General features: G+C 68.7%; 17 protein-coding genes. 4 read left to right on the top strand and 13 right to left on the bottom strand.

Translation table 11 applies throughout. The features are described 5' to 3' along the window. Window positions 1–22 precede the first annotated feature (22 nt). Window positions 23–1,327, top strand: coding sequence for a zinc-dependent metalloprotease (locus E3N94_RS05760; RefSeq protein ID WP_104100290.1), 1,305 nt, complete (start codon window positions 23–25; stop codon window positions 1,325–1,327). Between the two features lie 110 nt (window positions 1,328–1,437). Here E3N94_RS05760 and E3N94_RS05755 read toward each other — a convergent pair whose 3' ends face one another. Genes E3N94_RS05755 through E3N94_RS05740 form a run of 4 tightly spaced genes read right to left on the bottom strand, consistent with a single transcriptional unit; the run spans window position 1,438 to window position 5,897 of the window. After that, window positions 1,438–2,301, bottom strand: a complete 864-nt coding sequence (locus tag E3N94_RS05755) for an aldehyde dehydrogenase family protein (protein WP_104100251.1) — start codon at window positions 2,299–2,301, stop codon at window positions 1,438–1,440. Then, window positions 2,298–3,848, bottom strand: coding sequence for an aldehyde dehydrogenase family protein (locus E3N94_RS05750; protein WP_104100252.1), 1,551 nt, complete (start codon window positions 3,846–3,848; stop codon window positions 2,298–2,300). Before E3N94_RS05750 ends, E3N94_RS05755 begins: the two co-directional genes overlap by 4 nt. Window positions 3,849–3,900: 52 nt before the next feature. Beyond that, on the bottom strand, window positions 3,901–4,920 hold the full coding sequence (gene deoC, locus E3N94_RS05745) for a deoxyribose-phosphate aldolase (RefSeq protein ID WP_104100253.1): 1,020 nt from the start codon (window positions 4,918–4,920) through the stop codon (window positions 3,901–3,903). Window positions 4,921–4,946: 26 nt separating this feature from the next. After that, on the bottom strand, window positions 4,947–5,897 hold the full coding sequence (locus E3N94_RS05740; RefSeq protein ID WP_104100254.1) for a sugar-binding domain-containing protein: 951 nt from the start codon (window positions 5,895–5,897) through the stop codon (window positions 4,947–4,949). 126 nt (window positions 5,898–6,023) lie between these two features. On the opposite strand from E3N94_RS05740, the gene E3N94_RS05735 reads away from it, so the two are divergent. Then, entirely contained in the window at window positions 6,024–6,956 is a 933-nt protein-coding gene (locus E3N94_RS05735; RefSeq protein WP_104100255.1) for an ROK family protein, read from the top strand. A gap of 172 nt (window positions 6,957–7,128) precedes the next feature. Here E3N94_RS05735 and E3N94_RS05730 read toward each other — a convergent pair whose 3' ends face one another. The 5 genes from E3N94_RS05730 to truB all read right to left on the bottom strand — a co-directional run bounded on the left by E3N94_RS05730 (window position 7,129) and on the right by truB (window position 10,119). Further along, on the bottom strand, window positions 7,129–7,374 hold the full coding sequence (locus E3N94_RS05730; RefSeq protein WP_104100256.1) for a hypothetical protein: 246 nt from the start codon (window positions 7,372–7,374) through the stop codon (window positions 7,129–7,131). Further along, on the bottom strand, window positions 7,340–8,269 hold the full coding sequence (locus E3N94_RS05725; protein ID WP_104100257.1) for a bifunctional riboflavin kinase/FAD synthetase: 930 nt from the start codon (window positions 8,267–8,269) through the stop codon (window positions 7,340–7,342). Before E3N94_RS05725 ends, E3N94_RS05730 begins: the two co-directional genes overlap by 35 nt. Then, window positions 8,266–8,709: a hypothetical protein gene (locus E3N94_RS05720; RefSeq protein ID WP_104100258.1), complete on the bottom strand. Its 444-nt coding sequence runs from the start codon at window positions 8,707–8,709 to the stop codon at window positions 8,266–8,268. Before E3N94_RS05720 ends, E3N94_RS05725 begins: the two co-directional genes overlap by 4 nt. Window positions 8,710–8,776: 67 nt before the next feature. Beyond that, complete coding sequence (locus E3N94_RS05715) at window positions 8,777–9,145, bottom strand: hypothetical protein (protein WP_104100259.1); 369 nt, start codon at window positions 9,143–9,145, stop codon at window positions 8,777–8,779. Continuing rightward, complete coding sequence (gene truB, locus E3N94_RS05710) at window positions 9,142–10,119, bottom strand: tRNA pseudouridine(55) synthase TruB (protein ID WP_104100260.1); 978 nt, start codon at window positions 10,117–10,119, stop codon at window positions 9,142–9,144. Before truB ends, E3N94_RS05715 begins: the two co-directional genes overlap by 4 nt. Window positions 10,120–10,248: 129 nt before the next feature. On the opposite strand from truB, the gene E3N94_RS05705 reads away from it, so the two are divergent. Continuing rightward, the gene (locus E3N94_RS05705) at window positions 10,249–11,253 is read left to right on the top strand and encodes a ketopantoate reductase family protein (RefSeq protein ID WP_104100261.1); all 1,005 of its coding nucleotides are present in this window, start codon (window positions 10,249–10,251) and stop codon (window positions 11,251–11,253) included. Window positions 11,254–11,282: 29 nt separating this feature from the next. On the opposite strand, the gene E3N94_RS05700 is transcribed toward E3N94_RS05705, so the two are convergent. Further along, window positions 11,283–11,939 carry a hypothetical protein gene (locus E3N94_RS05700; RefSeq protein WP_104100262.1) on the bottom strand — a complete coding sequence of 219 codons (657 nt, stop codon included), beginning with the start codon at window positions 11,937–11,939 and terminating at the stop codon, window positions 11,283–11,285. A 79-nt stretch (window positions 11,940–12,018) separates the two neighbouring features. Here E3N94_RS05700 and E3N94_RS05695 point away from each other — a divergent pair, with 79 nt between their 5' ends. After that, window positions 12,019–12,873 (top strand): A/G-specific adenine glycosylase, encoded by an 855-nt coding sequence (locus E3N94_RS05695; RefSeq protein ID WP_166784823.1) that lies wholly within the window; start codon window positions 12,019–12,021, stop codon window positions 12,871–12,873. Between the two features lie 101 nt (window positions 12,874–12,974). On the opposite strand, the gene rbfA is transcribed toward E3N94_RS05695, so the two are convergent. The 3 genes from rbfA to E3N94_RS05680 all read right to left on the bottom strand — a co-directional run bounded on the left by rbfA (window position 12,975) and on the right by E3N94_RS05680 (window position 16,808). Then, window positions 12,975–13,517: a 30S ribosome-binding factor RbfA gene (gene rbfA, locus E3N94_RS05690; RefSeq protein ID WP_104100263.1), complete on the bottom strand. Its 543-nt coding sequence runs from the start codon at window positions 13,515–13,517 to the stop codon at window positions 12,975–12,977. A gap of 98 nt (window positions 13,518–13,615) precedes the next feature. Beyond that, window positions 13,616–16,474, bottom strand: coding sequence for a translation initiation factor IF-2 (infB, locus tag E3N94_RS05685; RefSeq protein WP_104100264.1), 2,859 nt, complete (start codon window positions 16,472–16,474; stop codon window positions 13,616–13,618). Window positions 16,475–16,550: 76 nt separating this feature from the next. Further along, complete coding sequence (locus tag E3N94_RS05680; RefSeq protein WP_104100265.1) at window positions 16,551–16,808, bottom strand: YlxR family protein; 258 nt, start codon at window positions 16,806–16,808, stop codon at window positions 16,551–16,553. Window positions 16,809–16,815 lie beyond the last annotated feature (7 nt).

Below are 16,815 nucleotides of genomic sequence, written 5' to 3'. Positions count from 1 at the left end.
TCCCGAAGATGAGTTTCGGGACATGCTGCGCGACATCCTGAGTGGGAAGTCGTCCATCGACCCGAGCCAGCTGGCCGGCGCGGCGGGGCTTCCCAGCGACCCGGCGAGCATTTCCGCGCTGATGAATCAGTTGCAGGGTGCTCTGCGCGGCGGCGGCGACGGATCCATCAATTGGGATGCCGCCCTCAACCAGGGCCAGGAGCGCGCGGCCCAGAGTCAGCTCGACGTGACCTCGGCCGAACGCGCCGCCCTCGATCAGGCATTCCACATCGCCTCCCTCTGGCTGGACGAGGTGATCTCGGTCGCCGAGCTCACCACCCCTCCGCGCCTGATGACCCGTAAGGAATGGGTCTCCGCGACCATGCCGCTGTGGACCCAGCTCGCCGAGCCCGTCGCGACCAGCATCTCCGACTCCCTGACCCGGGTGCTCACCGATCAGGCCCCGGAAGAGCTCAAAGGCATGATGGCCGGTGCCGGCCAGGTGATGCGCAGCATCGGCGGCACCCTGTTCGCCATGCAGCTCGGCCAGGTCGTGGGTCAGCTGTCCAGTGAAGTCGTCTCCGGTGGAGACGTTGGAATCCCTCTGCTCAGCGACCAGCAGGCCGCTTTGCTCCCCCAGAACGTGGCCGCGTTCGGGGAAGGCCTCGACGTTCCCGCCGACCAGGTGCAGATCTACCTCGCGGTGCGGGAAATCGCCCACGCGCGCCTCTTCCGCCACTCCCGCTGGCTGCGCCTGCACCTGATCAGCTCGATCACCGACTTCGCCCGCGGCATCCACATCGACTCAAGCCGCCTCGAGCAGCTGGCCGACGGCTTCGACCCGGCCAACCCGGAAGAATTGCGCGCCGCCATGGTCGACGGCTCGCTGATCCCGCCGAAGAGCGAGGCCCAGCTGGCCGCGCTCTCCCGGCTCGAAACGATGCTCGCCCTGATCGAGGGCTGGGTCGATGTCGTCACCCTCGAGGCCACGAGCCGGCTGCCCCGCGCGGACGCGATCGCCGAGACGGTGAAGCGGCGCCGGGCATCCGGTGGGCCCGCCGAGTCGGCGTTCGCCACCCTGGTCGGGCTCGAGCTGCGCCCCCGGCGCCTGCGCGAGGCCGCCGCCCTGTGGCAGGCCGTGACGGATGCCGTGGGCAACGAGAAGCGCGACGAGCTGTGGGCCCACCCGGACCTTCTGCCCTCGTCAGCGGACCTCGACGACCCACAGGCCCTCGTGGCCCGCCTGACCAGCTCGGCGGCCGGGGTTGAGCCGGTCCTCGACGAGGTGGACCAGGCCCTGGAAGACTTGTTGCGCGACGACGACACCGAGCGGCCGCACGAGGCGTAGCCCGGCTGGCCCTGACGAATTCGACGGAGATTTTGGGGTTTTGAGGCCCGGAAGGCGGTTTTGCGCCGTTTTGGGCAAAATCTCCGTCGAATTCGTCAGGCGGGCGCGGGCTAGATCAGGCCCTTCGTGTGCCAGATCGTCTTCGTTTCGGTAAACGCCAGGACGCGCGCCAGGGAGGGACTCGCGGCATCCGGACCGTTCTCGGGCTGCAGCACCCGGGTGAGGGTCTCGGCCGCGTCGATCTCGAGGTGGATCCAGTCGAGATCGCCGGCGCCAACCAGGTCGAGGGCGTTGACGTCGGCGTGGCTGGCCAGCCACGGCGCCATCTCGGCGGGAGACCCGGTGAGGATGTTGACTACGCCGCCGGGCACGTCACTAGTGGCGAGCACCTCGCCCAGGCTGATCGCCGAGAGCGGCATGGCCTCGTTCGCGACGACGACCACGGTGTTGCCTGAGACCAGCGCCGGGGCGACCGCGCTGACGAGACCGAGGAGGGAACCCCCGGTCTGCGGCGCGATGATGGCGACGACGCCCGTGGGCTCCGGCACCGAGAGGTTGAAGTAGGGACCCGAAACCGGGTTGGCGTTGCCGGCCACCTGCAGGTACTTGTCGGCCCAGCCGGCGTACCAGACCCAGCGGTCGATGGCCTCGTCGACCTGGGCGAATGCTGCCGCGGTGCTCACGCCTTCCGACTGCACGATTTCGGTGACGAACTGGGCCCGGCGCCCCTCGAGCAACTCCGCAATGCGGTAAAGCACCTGGCCGCGGTTGTAGGCCGTGGCGCCGGCCCAGCCGCCGAGGGCCGAGCGGGCGGCGACGACGGCGTCCCGGGCATCCTTGCGGCTGGCCTTCGCGGCGTTGGCGAGGAATTCCCCGTCGTGGGAACGGATCTCGTAGACCCGGCCCGACTCACTGCGCGGGAACTTGCCGCCGAGGTAGAGCTTGTAGGTCTTGGGAACGGCGAGGCGGGTCACTTGGCTGCCTTCTTTCGGGAAACGGGGGTCTTCTCCGCGGCCGGCGAAGCAACGGCCGGTGCGATGGATGCCGCGGGCGCGGCCGTCACGGTGCGCGCGGCCGCGCGACCGGCGGCGGGCTTGAGGTATGCGGCAAGCCCGTGGCGGCCGCCCTCGCGCCCGTAGCCGGACTCTTTGTAGCCGCCGAATGGACTGGCCGGGTCGAAGCGGTTGAACGTGTTCGCCCAGATCACGCCGGCACGCAACTTGTCGGCGACGGCCAGCATCCGGCTGCCCTTCTCGGTCCAGATTCCGGCGGACAGTCCGTACGGCGTGTTGTTCGCCTTGGCGATGGCCTCGGCCGGGGTGCGGAAGGTCAGCACGGAGAGCACCGGGCCGAATACCTCGTCACGGGCGATGCGGTGGCTGGTGGAGACGTTGGTGAAGATGGTCGGCCTGAACCAGAAGCCGGCCTCGGGCAGCACGCAGTCCGGGCTCCAGCGCTCGGCGCCTTCCTGCTCGCCGATGTCGGTGAGCTCCCGGATGCGCGCCAGCTGCTCGGCGCTGTTGATGGCGCCGATGTCGGTGTTCTTGTCCATCGGGTCGCCGAGGCGCAGCGTGGACAGGCGCGCCTTGAGGCGGTCGATGACATCGTCATGGATCGACTCCTGCACGAGCAGGCGGCTGCCCGCGCAGCAGACGTGGCCCTGGTTGAAGAAGATGCCGTTGACGATGCCCTCGATCGCCTGGTCTATGGGCGCGTCGTCGAAGACGATGTTCGCGGCCTTGCCGCCGAGCTCGAGGATGACCTTCTTGTCGGTTCCGGCGACCGAGCGGGCGATGGCCCGGCCTGCGCCGGTGGAGCCGGTGAACGCGACGAGGTTGACGCCGGGGTGCCCGACGAGGGCCTTGCCGGTGTCGCGGCCGCCCGTGACGATGTTGACAACGCCGGCGGGCAGGTCGGCCTGCTGCAGGATCTCGGCGAACAACAGCGCGGTCAGGGAGGTGGTCTCAGCCGGCTTGAGCACGACCGTGTTGCCGGCGGCGAGGGCCGGGGCGATCTTCCAAGCCAGCATCAGCAGGGGGAAGTTCCACGGGATCACCTGGGCGGCGACGCCCCGCGCGGACGGCGTGGGGCCGACCCCGGCGTGGTCGAGCTTGTCGGCCCAGCCGGCGTAGTAGAAAAACCAGGCGGCAACCAGAGGCACGTCGACGTCGCGGCTCTCCTTGATCGGCTTGCCGTTGTCGAGGGTCTCGGCGACGGCAAGCTCACGGGCCCGCTCCTGCACAAGGCGGGCGATGCGGAACAGGTACTTGCCGCGATCGCTGCCGGAGAGCTTCGACCAGGTCTTGTCGTAGGCGCGACGGGCGGCGGCCACCGCCGCGTCGACATCCGCCGCGTCGGCGTGGGCGATCATTGCGATCTGCTTCTCGGTGGCCGGGTTGATGCTCTGGAACGGCTCACCCCGACCGGCGACGAACTCCCCGTCGATGAAGAGTCCGTAGTCCCCCCGAAGGTTCAGCACGGCCTGGGACTCCGGGGCGGGAGCGTAGTCAAGAAAGCTCATGGTTATTCCAATCAAGGTTGATCGAGTTGTCGGTGATCGAGCTTGTCGAGATTCAATCGATCGTCACGTAGTCAAGGCCGGAGTAGTGTCCGGAGGTCATCTTCTGGCGCTGCATCAGCACGTCGTTCAGCAGGCTCGACGCCCCGAACCGGAACAGGCTCGGCGTGAGCCATTCCTCGCCCACGGTTTCGGCGACGGTCACGATGTACTTGGTGGCGTCTTTAGACGTGCGAATGCCGCCGGCCGGCTTCACACCGACCTTCGCCCCGGTGAGGCGATGCCAGTCGCGCACGACCTCGAGCATGGAGAGGGTCACGGGCAGGGTGGCCGCGACGGGCACTTTGCCGGTGGAGGTCTTGATGAAGTCGCCGCCGGCCAGGATGGCCAGCCACGACGCGCGGCGCACGTTGTCGTAGGTACTGAGCTCCCCGGTCTCGAGGATCACCTTGAGGTGGGCGAAACTGCCGTCGGGGCGGCGGCAGCTCTGCTTGACCGCCACGATCTCGTCGTAGACCTGGCCGAACCTGCCGGACAGGAACGCACCACGGTCGATGACCATGTCGATCTCGTCGGCGCCGGCCGCGACGGCGTCGTGCACGTCGGCCAGCTTGATCGCGAGGGACGCGCGCCCACTCGGGAACGCGGTCGCGACGGCGGCGACGTTCACGCCGGCATCCGTGCCCGCGGAGTGCGCGGAGCCGAGAGCGGCGACGGCGTGCAGCACCATGTCGCCGTAGACGCAGACCGCGGCCACGCGAGGGCAGCTGAGGTCACCGGCGTCGGGCGTGAGGGCCTTGCCGACCAGGGACTTCACCTTGCCGGGGGTATCGGCCCCCTCGAGGGTGGTGAGGTCGATCAGGCTGATGATCTTGTCGATCGCCCACTTCTTCGAGCTGGTCTTGATCGAGCGGGTGCCGAGGTCGGAGGCACGCTGCTCCAAGCCGACGGCGTCGATGCCGGGGATGCCGTGCAGGTAACGCCGCAGATTCGCATCCGTGGCTTCGCCGCCGATGAGCGCCAGGGCGCGTTCCCCGGTGTTCAGCTGGGCCATGGCCGTTTGGCTGGTAGTCATGAATTGTCCTTGCGGTCGGGGTGCGGTCATGCGTTTTCGCCGAGGATGGCGAGTGCGGTGTCTTCGTCGGTGACGAGCACTGTGCACAGGCCGCTGCCGACGACGGCGCGGGCGATGGAGTGTTTGGAGCCGCCGGTGATCACGGCGATGGCGGTCTTCGCGTGACGCAGCGCTTCGAGCTGGATGCCGACGGTCCGGCCGTTGAGTTCCGGGTCGACGATGTTGCCGTTGCTGTCGATGTACCGGCCGACGATGTCGCCGACCGCGCCCTTGCGTACGAGCTCGGCGACCTGTTCTGCGGTGAGGTAGCCGCTGTCGACGAGAGCCGAGTTTTGGTCGGCCTGGCCGGCGCTGAACAGGTAGGCGGATGCCGCGGCGCCGAGGTTCAGCACGGCGGCGACGGAGCGGTCGGCTTCGATCGCGGTCTTGGTGTCGAGGCGCTCGAGGATGGCTGGGCTCGGCAGCAGTGTCGCCGCCCCCGAGGCCTTGTGAGCAATGGTGACGGCCGTCGCGGCTGCGGTGCCGGCGCGCCGGTTGAGGCTGACTCCGCCGTTGATCTGCACGACGTTGACGCCGCTGGCCCAGCCCTGGGCCAGGTGCAGCGACACCTCGTGCAGGGTGCGGCCCCAGCTGATGCCGAGCGTTCGCGGCACCGGGCGGAGGCCCGTGAGGTAGTCGGCGGCAGCTTGGGCGGTGCGGGACTGGAGTTCCTCGTCAGTGGAGACGCCGGCAGAGGAGACGACGATGGCATCCGTCAGCTGCGTGGTCTCGCGCAGCCGGCGTTCGATGGAGAGACGACGGGCGCGCGGGTGAACGATTTCGATGCGGATGAAGCCACTGGCCTTGGCCTGGGCGAGGAGCCGGCCCACCTTCCAGCGGGTGAGGCGGAGAACGGTGCCGATTTCGTCCTGCGTCTTGTTTTCCTCATAGTAGAGTTCGGCCGCGCGAATGGATAAGAGTTCGTCGGTGTCCGTCATGGTGCTCCGTTCCGTTCGGGTCCAGCCTAAGTCGCCGGTCTCCCCCGATCAACGCCTGTTGGTCATGTTGCTCATCTGCGCATTCGAGCATCGACCCTGCAACTCTGCACGCCCTAGGCTGATGTCATGCCCACCAGCTACGCTCTCGCCGTCGACCTCGGCGGCACCAAGGTTGAAGCCGCACTCGTCGACGAGCAGGGGGTCGTGCTCGCCGCCAGCCGGCACCGCGCCCCCACCGGCCCGGTCAAAACCGCCGAGGAACTCGCGGACAGTGTACGGACCGTTGTCACCCGCGCCCGAGCGAGCCTGCCGGCCGGAGACGCCCTCCTCGGCGTCGGCATCGGCACCGCCGGACCGATCACCGTGGACACGGGCACAGTCTCTCCGTTGAATCTGCCGGCCTGGCGGGATTACCCCTTACGGGATTGTGTCGCGGCCCTCGTGCCCGAGGCGCCCGTGCGCCTGCGCCTGGACGGCCTCTGCATCACGCTCGCCGAGCACTGGCTCGGCGCCGGGAGGGGCGCCGACAGCCTGATGGGCATGGTCGTGTCCACCGGCATCGGCGGCGGCCTGATCCTGGGTGGGTCCACCGTTTCCGGGCCGACCGGCAACGCCGGGCACATCGGTCACATCGAAGTCGGCGGGTTCGACGACGCCTGCGCCTGCGGCGGCACCGGATGCCTCGAGGCCGTCGCATCCGGACCGCGCACCGTGGCCTGGGCGCGCGCCGAGGGCTGGTCGGGCCTCACCGGCGAAGACCTCTCGGCCGCATACGCCGCGGGAGACCCGATCGCGATCAGTGCGGTCAAGCGCTGCGGCCAGGCCATCGGCCAGGCGATCGCCTCCGCGACGAATCTCGTGGACCTCGACGTGGTGGCGATCGGCGGCGGCTTCTCACACGTCACGCCGGACCTGTTCGACTACGTGCGAGCGGCCGTCGCCGAGCGCACGGTGTTCTCCTTCGCGACCCGGGTGCGCGTCGTCGCATCCGCTCTCTCCGGCGACGGCCCACTGATCGGCGCCGCGGCGCTCATCCACCGCGCCGATCTGGTCGCCTGAGTCACCCACTCCCGCGCCCGCGCGCCCTTCGCCCGCCTGCCCGCCCGCCCCTGAACCAATTCGACGGAGATTTTGCTCTCAACCGGCATTGAGACCGGTCTCACCCGGTTTTTTGCCAGAATCTCCGTCGAATTTGTGAGGCCGCGCGGGGCACTGGGCGGGCAGCAGGGCGCTAGGCAGGCAGCAGGACACTGGGCGGGCAGGACAGCACGGCGCCGCCGAGCGTAGCGGCCAGGGCGGCGCCGATCAGGAAGGCGAGCGGCCAGGTCCAGCCGCCGGCCAGCTGGTGCAGCAGCCCGAAAAGCAGCAGCCCGACAAGCAGCGGCCCGACCAAGTAGCCGACTCTCAACAGCGAGATGCCCGGTCCGGCCAGGATGCCCGCGTCAGGCCAGGATGCCGCGGACCTTTTCCACGTCATCGTGCATCTGCACGATCAACGGTTCGATTCCGGTGAACGCGACCATGCCGCGGATACGTTCGACGAAGGACACCTCCACTACATGGTCGTACAGGTCGATGTCCTGGTCGAGCACAAAGGCCTCGACCTGCTTCTGCGCCACACCGTCGAAGGTGGGGTTGTTGCCCACCGAGATGGCCGCCGGGTAGCGGATACCGGCATCCGTCAGCCAGCCCGCGTAGACCCCGTCCGCGGGGATCAGCCCCTCGGACGCCGGTGACAGGTTGGCCGTGGGAAAGCCGAGTTCGCGTCCTCGCTTCGCGCCGTGCACGACCTCCCCGCGCACGGTCGGGTTGTGCCCGAGCAGGGTGGTGGCCGCGCCGACCTCGCCGCGGGAGAGCAGCTCGCGGATCCAGGTCGACGAGACCCGGCGCATCCGGTCTGGTTTCACGTCGTCGATCAGGCGCACGGTGAACCCGAACCGGTCCCCCAGCTCCTGCAATAGGTGCACATCGCCGGCGCCGCGAGCGCCGAACCGGAAGTCGCGGCCGACCAGCACGGTGCGCGCGTGAAGCCCCTGCACCACGATGCTCTCAATGAAATCCTCGGGCGAAAGAGCGGCCAACGCCGCGGTGAACTCGAGCAGAAGGGTGGCGCGCACGCCGGTCTCGGCGAGCAAGGCAAGCTTCTGTTCGGTGCTGATCAGGGTCTGTGGGCACTCCTGGGGGGCAAGCACGGCGAGCGGATGCCGGTCGAAGGTCACCACCACGGAGGCCAGTCCGTCGCTGTCGGCGAGTGCCTGCAACTCGGCGATGACCGCGCGGTGCCCCGCGTGCACGCCATCGAACTTGCCGATGCTGACCGCGGAGGCCGGCCAGTCGGCCGGGATATCGGCGACGCCGCGCAGCACCTTCACTCGCGCACCTTACCGCTCCGGGACAGCCACCACATGCCCAGGACCGGCAGCACGAGCGGGATGAAGAGGTAGCCGCGGCCGTACAACGACCAGACCGAGTCGTGCGGAAACAGGGCCGGGTCGACGAGGCTGAGGGTGCCGACCACCAGCACGCCGGCGAACTCGAAGCCGATCGTGATCCAGGCCACGCGGCGCCAGCGTCCGCCGCTCCTGATCAGGGCCACCGTGGCGACGATGTAGACGACCGCGGCCAGCGCGGACAATGAGTAGGACAACGGTGCCTCGGCGAATTTGGAGGCGATCTGCACGAAGGAGCGGCCCGTGGCGGCGAGCGCGAGGAGGCCGTAGACGGCGATCAGCACGCGCCCGATGCCGGTCACCGGGGTCGACCGAGCGCTCTCGGCGGGCGTCCCTGCGGCGTTGCTCTGCTCTGCGGTCATGGCTTCCTAATTATCGCAGCATCCGTGGATCTGATTTCACGGGCGCCGGACTTCTTGGCCCTGAATCTCACAGGCCCTGGACGGTCCAGATCTGCCACATGCGGTAGACCATCACGGCGACGCCCAGCCCGGCGACGCCCAAGATGACCGTGCTCCAGCGGCTACGTTCGATCAGCGCCCAGGCTGCGGCGGCCACGGGCACGAGAATTGCGCTGATCAGGTAGGTGTAGAACTCGAGCAGGCTGCCGGTCGCGGTGTTGCCCGTGAGCGGGGCGACGATCGCGACGACGAGTTGCACGATCAGCAGTAGCTCCACGAGCGCGGTGGCACCCATGGTGAGGTCGCTGGGTTTGCGCCCGGCCAGGCCGAGGGCGATGCAGAGTAGGCCGGCGAGGGTGGCCACGGCCAACTGGAGCCACATGAACCACTCGATCATGCGGTGGCCTTCGGGGCTGCCACGGTTTGCGCGGCATCGGCGAACTGATCCGGCGGGAAGTTGAGCAGGGACTTGGCGTGGTCGCCGCGGTACTCGACCAGGCCGACCAGCCGGCCGTCCGGCGCGACCGCGGCCACCGGGCCGACCGGAACCGCCGTGCCGGCTTCGGCGTCGGTGCCGACTGCGCCGTCCACCGCGATGCGCTTGCCGTGTCCGAGGTCGATGGCCTGCTGCTCTGTCAGGTCGAGGCGTCCCAGGATGCGCGTGGCGGCATCCGTCGGGCCGATCAGTCCGGCAGCGACGTCGAGTTCGGCGAGCGGCTGGGCCATGTCGATGCCGAACGGGCCGATCCGGGTTCGGCGCAAGCTGGTGAGGTGGCCGCCGACATCGAGGGCGGCGCCGAGGTCGCGGGCCAGCGCCCGGATGTACGTGCCGGAGGAGCACTCCACCCGCACCTCGAGGTCGAGGAAGCCGTCGCCCGGGGTCAGGGAGAGCAACTCGAACGCGCTCACGGTGACGGGGCGGGCCGGCAGGTCCACCTCCTCGCCGGCGCGCACCCGGGCGTAGGCGCGCTTGCCGTCGATCTTGATGGCGCTGACGGAGCTGGGCTGCTGCGTGATGGCGCCGGTGAGGGCGCCGATTCCGGCCGCGACGGCTTTCGGCGTGACGGCGGCCACGGCGTCGACGGATGCCCGCGCCAGCTCTTCACCCTCGGCGTCGTCGGTCGTCGTCGACGTACCCAGTCGAATTGTTGCCAGGTATTCCTTGTCGAGGCCGACGACGTACGTCAGCAGGCGGGTGGAACTGTTGATTCCGAGGATCAGCAGGCCGGTGGCCATCGGGTCCAGCGTGCCGGCATGGCCGACCTTGCGGGTGCCGGCCAGGCGGCGGGTGCGGGCGACGGCGTCGTGGCTGGTCCAGCCCTGGGGCTTGTCGACCAGGAGGAGTCCGCTGACGGTGGTGCCGACCTTCATCGACCGCTGCCCGGGCGTCCGTTCGACTATCGGTTCGCTGGCTGGCCCGCCGGATGCTTCGTTCATTCTTGACATGGTATCCGGCCCCGGTCCGGCGCTGACCCATCGGGCGCGACCTAGGCTGGGGGGATGAATATTGCGGTGATCGGAGCCGGCGCCCTCGGCGGCACGTTCGCGACCCTGCTCGCCCGGGCCGGTCATACGGTGACCGTGACGGCGCGCGGACCGGCGCTGGCGGCCATCCGGGCCGAGGGGATTTCACTGACCGGGGCCTTCGGAACCGTACGCCAGCATCCGCTCGCGCTCGAACGTCTGGCCCGGACCCCGCAGCTGACGCTCGTCTGCACCAAGGCCCAGGATGCGGCTGCGGCCATCGGCGAGAACGCCCGGGTGCTCGACGGCTCCCCCGTGATCGTCGTGCAGAACGGCCTCGACGGGGTGCTCACGGCGGGCTCTCTGCTGCCCCGCTCGGACTGCTTCGGCGCCCTGTCGATCATCGCGGCGAATTACGCGGCACCCGGCCAGGTGACGATCACAACCGCCGCGCCCACCTATCTGGGCCGGGGAACCGGCGCCGCGGATGCCGCCACGCTCGCCTGGCGGGACGTGCTCGCCGGCGCCGTGCCCACCGTCGCCCTCGACAACTTCGTCGGTGCCCAGTGGACCAAACTCGTCGTCAACATGCTCAACGCACTACCCGCGATCACCGGGATGAGCGTTCAGAATGTCATCGACCACGCCGGGCTGCGCCGCGTGATGACCGAGAGCATGCGCGAGACCGTGGAGGTGGGGATGAAGCGCGGGGTGCGTTACGGCAGCCTGCAGGGGCTCGGCGACCGGCCGTTGAGAGCCTTCTCGCGGCTGCCGCCGGCCCTCGGCCAGGTGCTGCCGCTGAGGCTGAAGGCCCGCATGGGCGACGTGCCGAACCTGGGTTCGACGCAGCAGAGCCTGAAGCGCGGGCAGCTCACCGAGGTCGACTTTCTCAACGGCGCGGTGGTGCGGGAAGCCGCCCTGGCCGGCGTGCGGGCGCCCGTGAACGAGCTGCTGACAACTCTCGTGCACGAGGTTGAGGCACGCGGGGTGTCGCTGGCCCCGTACGACGTGCTCGAGCGGTTCGCGGCGCTCCGCCGATGACCGTCACGACCCGTGACCCAAGACCCCGATCAGCAGCTGTCGAGGAACACACGGCGCGGGTCGGCCGGGTTGCTCACGTCGACGATGGCCGTGGCCCGGCTGCGCGGACGCACCTCGCCGCGGTACAGCCGGTCGGCGACCTCGTGCTCGGTGACCATGCCGGTATCCTCGGCACCGCCTGGTCCGAAGCGCACCGCGTCCGCCTCGGTCTCCACCAGAACGCTGTACGACCACAGGTCGCGCAACTCCTTGCGGTTCAGGTACTCGCCGTCGAGAATCAGCGTGGCGTCGGACGGCCCGGTCAGCCAGGTGGGCTGGATCCAGGCATCCCGGTCGGCGTCGAACGCTCGGGTGACGAAACCGGTGCTGCCACCCAGCCGGAACGGGTCGAGCAGCACGCGCCGCAGCAGCGAGAAGTCGTACAGGTGGCGCAGCAGCCGCTCGGGAGATTCCGGGCCGAAGCGCTCCTGCTCCGCCCGCGACCGCCGGAAATCGCGCAGGGAGGCTGAGAACACCGGATGCTCCCGCTCATCGAACACGGCGGCCAGGTCGTCGGCGAAAGCGGCGCGCTCCGCGACATCCGTGCCGTCGATGGCGACGACCGTGCGACCGAGACCGTAGACGCCAAGGATTTCGGTCGCGAGTTCCCGCAGGAACTCGATCCGGGGAGTGGAGGCAAGCTTCATCTTTCGAGCCTAGGTTAGAACGGTGAATGCCACGCTCACGCTTGCTCCTGCAGCCGGCTCCCCTGCCCTCAGCCTCGCCATCAACGCCTGGTTCCGGGGCAATGCTCGCGACCTGCCCTGGCGCCGGCACGGCTTCGGCGCCTGGGGCGTGCTGGTGAGCGAGTTCATGCTGCAGCAGACCCCGGTGAACCGGGTGATTCCCCGCCTCGCGGAGTGGCTCGAGCGCTGGCCGACCCCGGGGGACCTCGCGGCGGTCCCGCCCGGCGAGGCGGTGCGGGCCTGGGCAAACCTGGGTTACCCTCGCCGCGCTCTGTGGCTCCACGCGGCCGCGGTGGAGATCACCGAGCGGCACGATGGGGTGGTCCCCGCCGACGTCGACGCCTTGCTGGCCCTCAGCGGGATCGGCGACTACACGGCCAGGGCGGTCGCCGCGTTCGCTTACGGCCTGCGGCATCCGGTCGTCGACACCAACACCCGGCGCGTCATCGCGCGCGCCGTGGCCGGCCAGGCCGAACCGGCCCCACCCAGCCGCACCCGCGACCTTGACGCCATGAGCGCGCTGCTCCCACTTCCCGTGAGCGACGCCGCCGTATTCAACGCCGGCATGATGGAGCTGGGCGCCGTGGTCTGCACCGCCAGGATCCCCCGGTGCGATGACTGCCCCATCCGCGCCGCCTGCGCCTGGCGCCTGGCGGACTACCCGCCCTATTCCGGCCCGCGCAAAGCCGTGCAGAAGAAGTTCGAGGGCAGCGACCGAAAGGTGCGCGGCTTGATCATGGCCGAGCTTCGCGCCACCCGGCACCCGGTGACGGATGCCGAGATCACCGACCTGTGGGCCGACTCACCCCAGCGTGACCGGGCTTTGGCGGGCTTGCTGTCCGACGGCCTCGCCATTGCCACCGCACCCGGCGAGTACACCCTGCCGCAGGAATAAGCCCCTTCGGGCGCGAGAAAAGCCGAACCGGCCCGCACACCGCTGACGGATGATGCGGGCCGGCACGGCCGGCCGGTCACTGACCGGCAGGTGTTGCTTCCTTACTTCTGCAAATCCGACCCGGCGGGAACTTCGGCGGGAACTTCGGCGTGTTGGCCGCCCCCGGGCTGCACCTCGTCGTCTTCCTCGTCGTCGCCTTCGTCTTCGTCGTCGCCGTCGTCGTATTCGCGCGCCTTGACGTAGGGGTCCTCGTCGCCGGCATACTTCGCCGTGCGAGCCTGCTCCTCGACCTGCGTGTCGCGCTCGCGCGCCTCACGCAGCAGGTCGTCGATCAGGGCCGCGTTCTCCGGGATGGCGTCCGCGATGAATTCGAGCGACGGCGTCAGCCGGGCGGTGATGTTCTTACCGACCTCGCTTCTCAGCATGCCGGTAGCCGCCTTGAGCGCTGTCGCGCTGTCGGCTCGTTCCTCTGCCGAACCGTAGACCGTGTAGAACACCGAGGCGTGCTGCAGGTCACCGGTCACCTTCACGTCGGTGATGGTCACGAAACCGAGCCTCGGATCGCGGAGTCCGCGTTCGATGCGCTTGGCCACGATGACCTTGATGCGGTCGGCCATTTTCCTGGCGCGTGCCGGATCTGCCATGGTCTAACTCCTATTGTCGAAATATTACCGAAGGTGCGGGCCCCGCCGCGTCCGAGTTCAGGAACCCAGCGAAACCCACACCCATCATCCGTACGTCCTTAGACCCGCGGCTTTTCCTTCATTTCGATCGTCTCGATTTCGTCACCGATCTGGATGTCGTTGAACTTGCCCAGGCCGATACCACACTCGAAGTCCGTACGGACCTCGGTGACATCGTCCTTGAACCGGCGCAGTGACTCGATGCCCAGGTTGTCTCCCACGACGACACCATTGCGGATTACCCGCGCCTTGGCGTTTCTCGTGATGACGCCCGACCGTACGATGACGCCGGCGACGTTTCCGAACTTGGAGGAGCTGAACACCTCGCGGATCTCGGCGACACCACTCTGCACCTCTTCGAACTCGGGCTTGAGCATTCCCTTGAGGGAGTTCTCGATGTCCTCGAGTGCGTTGTAGATGACCGAGTAAAAGCGCACATCCACGCCTTCCCGGGCTGCGCGTTCGCGTGCCTTCGTGTCGGGGCGCACGTTGAAGCCGATGATGATGGCGTTGTCGACGGTGGCGAGGTTGACGTCGCTTTCCGTGACCGCACCGACTCCGCGGTGGATGATGCGCAGCTGAACCGAATCGTCGACCTCGATCTTGAGCAGCGACTCTTCCAGGGCTTCAACAGCACCGGAAACGTCACCCTTGATGATGAGGTTGAGTGATTCGACCTTGCCCTCTTCGAGTGCACGGGTGAAGTCTTCGAGGCTGATCCGCTTGCGGGCCTTGGCCAGCAGGGCGTTGCGCTCGGCGGCTTCGCGCTTCTCGGCGATCTGACGAGCCGTGCGGTCTTCCTGAATCACCAGGAAGGTGTCGCCTGCACGCGGCACGCTGGAGAGGCCCTGAACCTGGACGGCACGGGACGGGGTTGCGGCGAGCACGGGCACGCCGTTCTCGTCTGCCATCGCACGAACGCGGCCGTAGGCCGTTCCCGCCACGATGGAGTCCCCGACGTTCAGTGTTCCCGACTGGATGAGCACGGTCGCCACGGCGCCACGCCCCTTGTCGAGGCGAGCCTCGATGGCCACGCCGCGAGCGTCCTTGTCCGGGTTGGCCCGCATGTCGAGACCGGCGTCAGCGGTGAGGAGCACGGCGTTCAGGACTTCCTGGATGCCGGTGCCCTGCTTCGCCGACACGTCGACGAACATGACGTCTCCACCGTATTCTTCGGCGACGAGACCGAACTCGGTGAGCTGCTGGCGCACTTTCTGCGGGTTGGCGCCGGGCTTGTCGATCTTGTTGACTGCAACCACGATCGGCACGTTGGCGGCCTGGGCGTGGTTGAGCGCCTCAATCGTCTGCGGCATGATGCCGTCGTCCGCCGCGACCACGAGGATCGCAATGTCCGTCACCTGGGCACCACGGGCACGCATGGCGGTGAACGCCTCATGGCCCGGTGTGTCGATGAAGGTGATGGCGCGTTCAATGCCCTCGTGTTCGGTGATGACCTGGTAGGCACCGATGTGCTGCGTGATTCCGCCGGCTTCGCCCGCGGCTACCTTCGCGTTACGAATGGCGTCCAGGAGCGCAGTCTTGCCGTGGTCGACGTGACCCATGACGGTGACGACGGGGGGACGGGCGACAAGCTCGTCATCCGTCTCGTCTTCCAGCTCCTGGTCGATGTCGATGTCGAAGGCGAGCAGCAGCTCGCGGTCTTCGTCGTCCGGAGAGACCATCTGAATCTTGTAACCGAGCTCGGAGCCGAGAACGTCGAACGTGGCCTCGTCGAGCGACTCGGTTGCCGTGGCCATCTCACCGAGGTGGAACAGGACCGTGACCAGGTTTCCGGGGCTCGCGTCGATCTTGTCGGCGAAGTCCGTGATGGACGCACCGCGGCGCAGACGCACCACGGTTCCGCCGTCGCCGCGGGGTACGCTCACGCCACCCAGCGACGGAGCCTCGCGCAGCTCAAACTCTGCTCTCTTCGTCCGCTTGGACTTGCGGGCCTTGTTCTTGCCGCCACCGCGACCGAACGCACCAGCGGTTCCGCCGCCGGGGCCGCGACCGCGACCTCCGGCGCCGCCACCACCGGCAGGACGGGGCGGGCCGAAGCCGGGGGCCCCGGCCGGGGCGCCACCAGGACGCTGGAAGCCGGGGCGTGCGCCGCCGGCACCACCCGGAGCGCCACCGGGACGCTGGAACGCACCCGGACGCTGACCGAAACCAGTCGGGCGCGGGGCCTGCCCGGGTCCACCCGGACGAGGTGCACCGGGGCGCGGGGCCGCGGGGCGCGGAATGTTACTGGGCGAAGACGTGGACGGCGGGCGCTGACCCATGCCCTGCGCGCTCGCAAACGGGTTGTTGCCGGGACGCGGACTCGGGGTCTTGCCCATGCCCTGGTTGCTGGCGAACGGATTGTTGCCCGGACGAGCCGCGGGCGGCTTCGGCACGGACGCACCGGGCTTGGCTGCGCCCGAGGCGCCACCCGCGGTCCTGGCGACCGGGGCATCCGTCGCGGACACGGTCTCGGTGACGATCGCGGCAGCCGCAGCCTTCGCGGCAGCCGCAGCCTTCTCGGCAGCCTGAGCCTGACGCTCGGCGACTGTGAGCGGGGCAGTCGGCATCGGCGGGGCGTCCGCGGTGGGAGCAACCGCTGCGGGGACCTCGACGACGGGACGTACACCCGGCTTGACGGCCAACTTGGCCGGGGACGGACGTGCGCCGCCCGGCTTTGCGGGGGTTGTCGCGGCGATGGGGGTGGCGCCGGCTGGAGCTGTGGCAGTGGCGGCGGGAGCCGCGGTGCTGGAGCCATCGGCCGCCAGGGCGGCGCGCAGACGGCGCGCTACCGGGGGTTCAACGCTACTGGACGGGCCCTTGACGAACTCGCCCATCTCTTTCAATTTAGCAAGGGCAACCTTGCTGTCGACGCCGAGCTCGCTAGCGATCTCGTGTACGCGTGGTTTCGCAGCCACAATTCTCCTGTTCCGGGTCTGCACCCGGAAAGGGGCAGACCGTTAGTAACGGACGGGTCTCATTTCGAGCCGCTCATTAGTTATCCATAAGCCTGTTCAGCCTGTTCTCTAGTTGATTCGCGTCCATTGAACTGGTCACGCGAAGGGCACGCCCGAAAGCGTGTCGCCGCTGTGCGTCCTGGAAGCACGCGGTAGTGGGATGCAGCCACGCGCCTCGCCCAGGCAGAGTGGCGGTTTCATCCACCACGAGTTCCGATTCTCGGGCTACAACCCTCAGAAGTGAGGATCGCGGAGCGCGCAAACGGCATCCAATGCACGTTCTAACGGAATTCATCGTACCC

The sequence above is a fragment of the Cryobacterium sp. Sr3 genome, assembly GCF_004402835.1.
Classification (GTDB): Bacteria; Actinomycetota; Actinomycetes; order Actinomycetales; family Microbacteriaceae; genus Cryobacterium; species Cryobacterium sandaracinum.
This window is presented reverse-complemented; position numbering and strand designations above follow the sequence as displayed.

Bases quoted from the DNA above. Each gene is read 5' to 3' on its own strand.
- E3N94_RS05760 (WP_104100290.1), top strand. From the start codon at position 23: ATGCTGCGCGACATCCTGAGTGGGAAGTCGTCCATCGACCCGAGCCAG.
- E3N94_RS05750 (WP_104100252.1), bottom strand. From the start codon at position 3,848: ATGAGCTTTCTTGACTACGCTCCCGCCCCGGAGTCCCAGGCCGTGCTG.
- deoC (WP_104100253.1), bottom strand. From the start codon at position 4,920: ATGACTACCAGCCAAACGGCCATGGCCCAGCTGAACACCGGGGAACGC.
- E3N94_RS05740 (WP_104100254.1), bottom strand. From the start codon at position 5,897: ATGACGGACACCGACGAACTCTTATCCATTCGCGCGGCCGAACTCTAC.
- E3N94_RS05735 (WP_104100255.1), top strand. From the start codon at position 6,024: ATGCCCACCAGCTACGCTCTCGCCGTCGACCTCGGCGGCACCAAGGTT.
- E3N94_RS05730 (WP_104100256.1), bottom strand. From the start codon at position 7,374: ATGACGTGGAAAAGGTCCGCGGCATCCTGGCCTGACGCGGGCATCCTG.
- E3N94_RS05720 (WP_104100258.1), bottom strand. From the start codon at position 8,709: ATGACCGCAGAGCAGAGCAACGCCGCAGGGACGCCCGCCGAGAGCGCT.
- E3N94_RS05715 (WP_104100259.1), bottom strand. From the start codon at position 9,145: ATGATCGAGTGGTTCATGTGGCTCCAGTTGGCCGTGGCCACCCTCGCC.
- truB (WP_104100260.1), bottom strand. From the start codon at position 10,119: ATGAAGGTCGGCACCACCGTCAGCGGACTCCTCCTGGTCGACAAGCCC.
- E3N94_RS05705 (WP_104100261.1), top strand. From the start codon at position 10,249: ATGAATATTGCGGTGATCGGAGCCGGCGCCCTCGGCGGCACGTTCGCG.
- E3N94_RS05700 (WP_104100262.1), bottom strand. From the start codon at position 11,939: ATGAAGCTTGCCTCCACTCCCCGGATCGAGTTCCTGCGGGAACTCGCG.
- rbfA (WP_104100263.1), bottom strand. From the start codon at position 13,517: ATGGCAGATCCGGCACGCGCCAGGAAAATGGCCGACCGCATCAAGGTC.
- E3N94_RS05680 (WP_104100265.1), bottom strand. From the start codon at position 16,808: ATGAATTCCGTTAGAACGTGCATTGGATGCCGTTTGCGCGCTCCGCGA.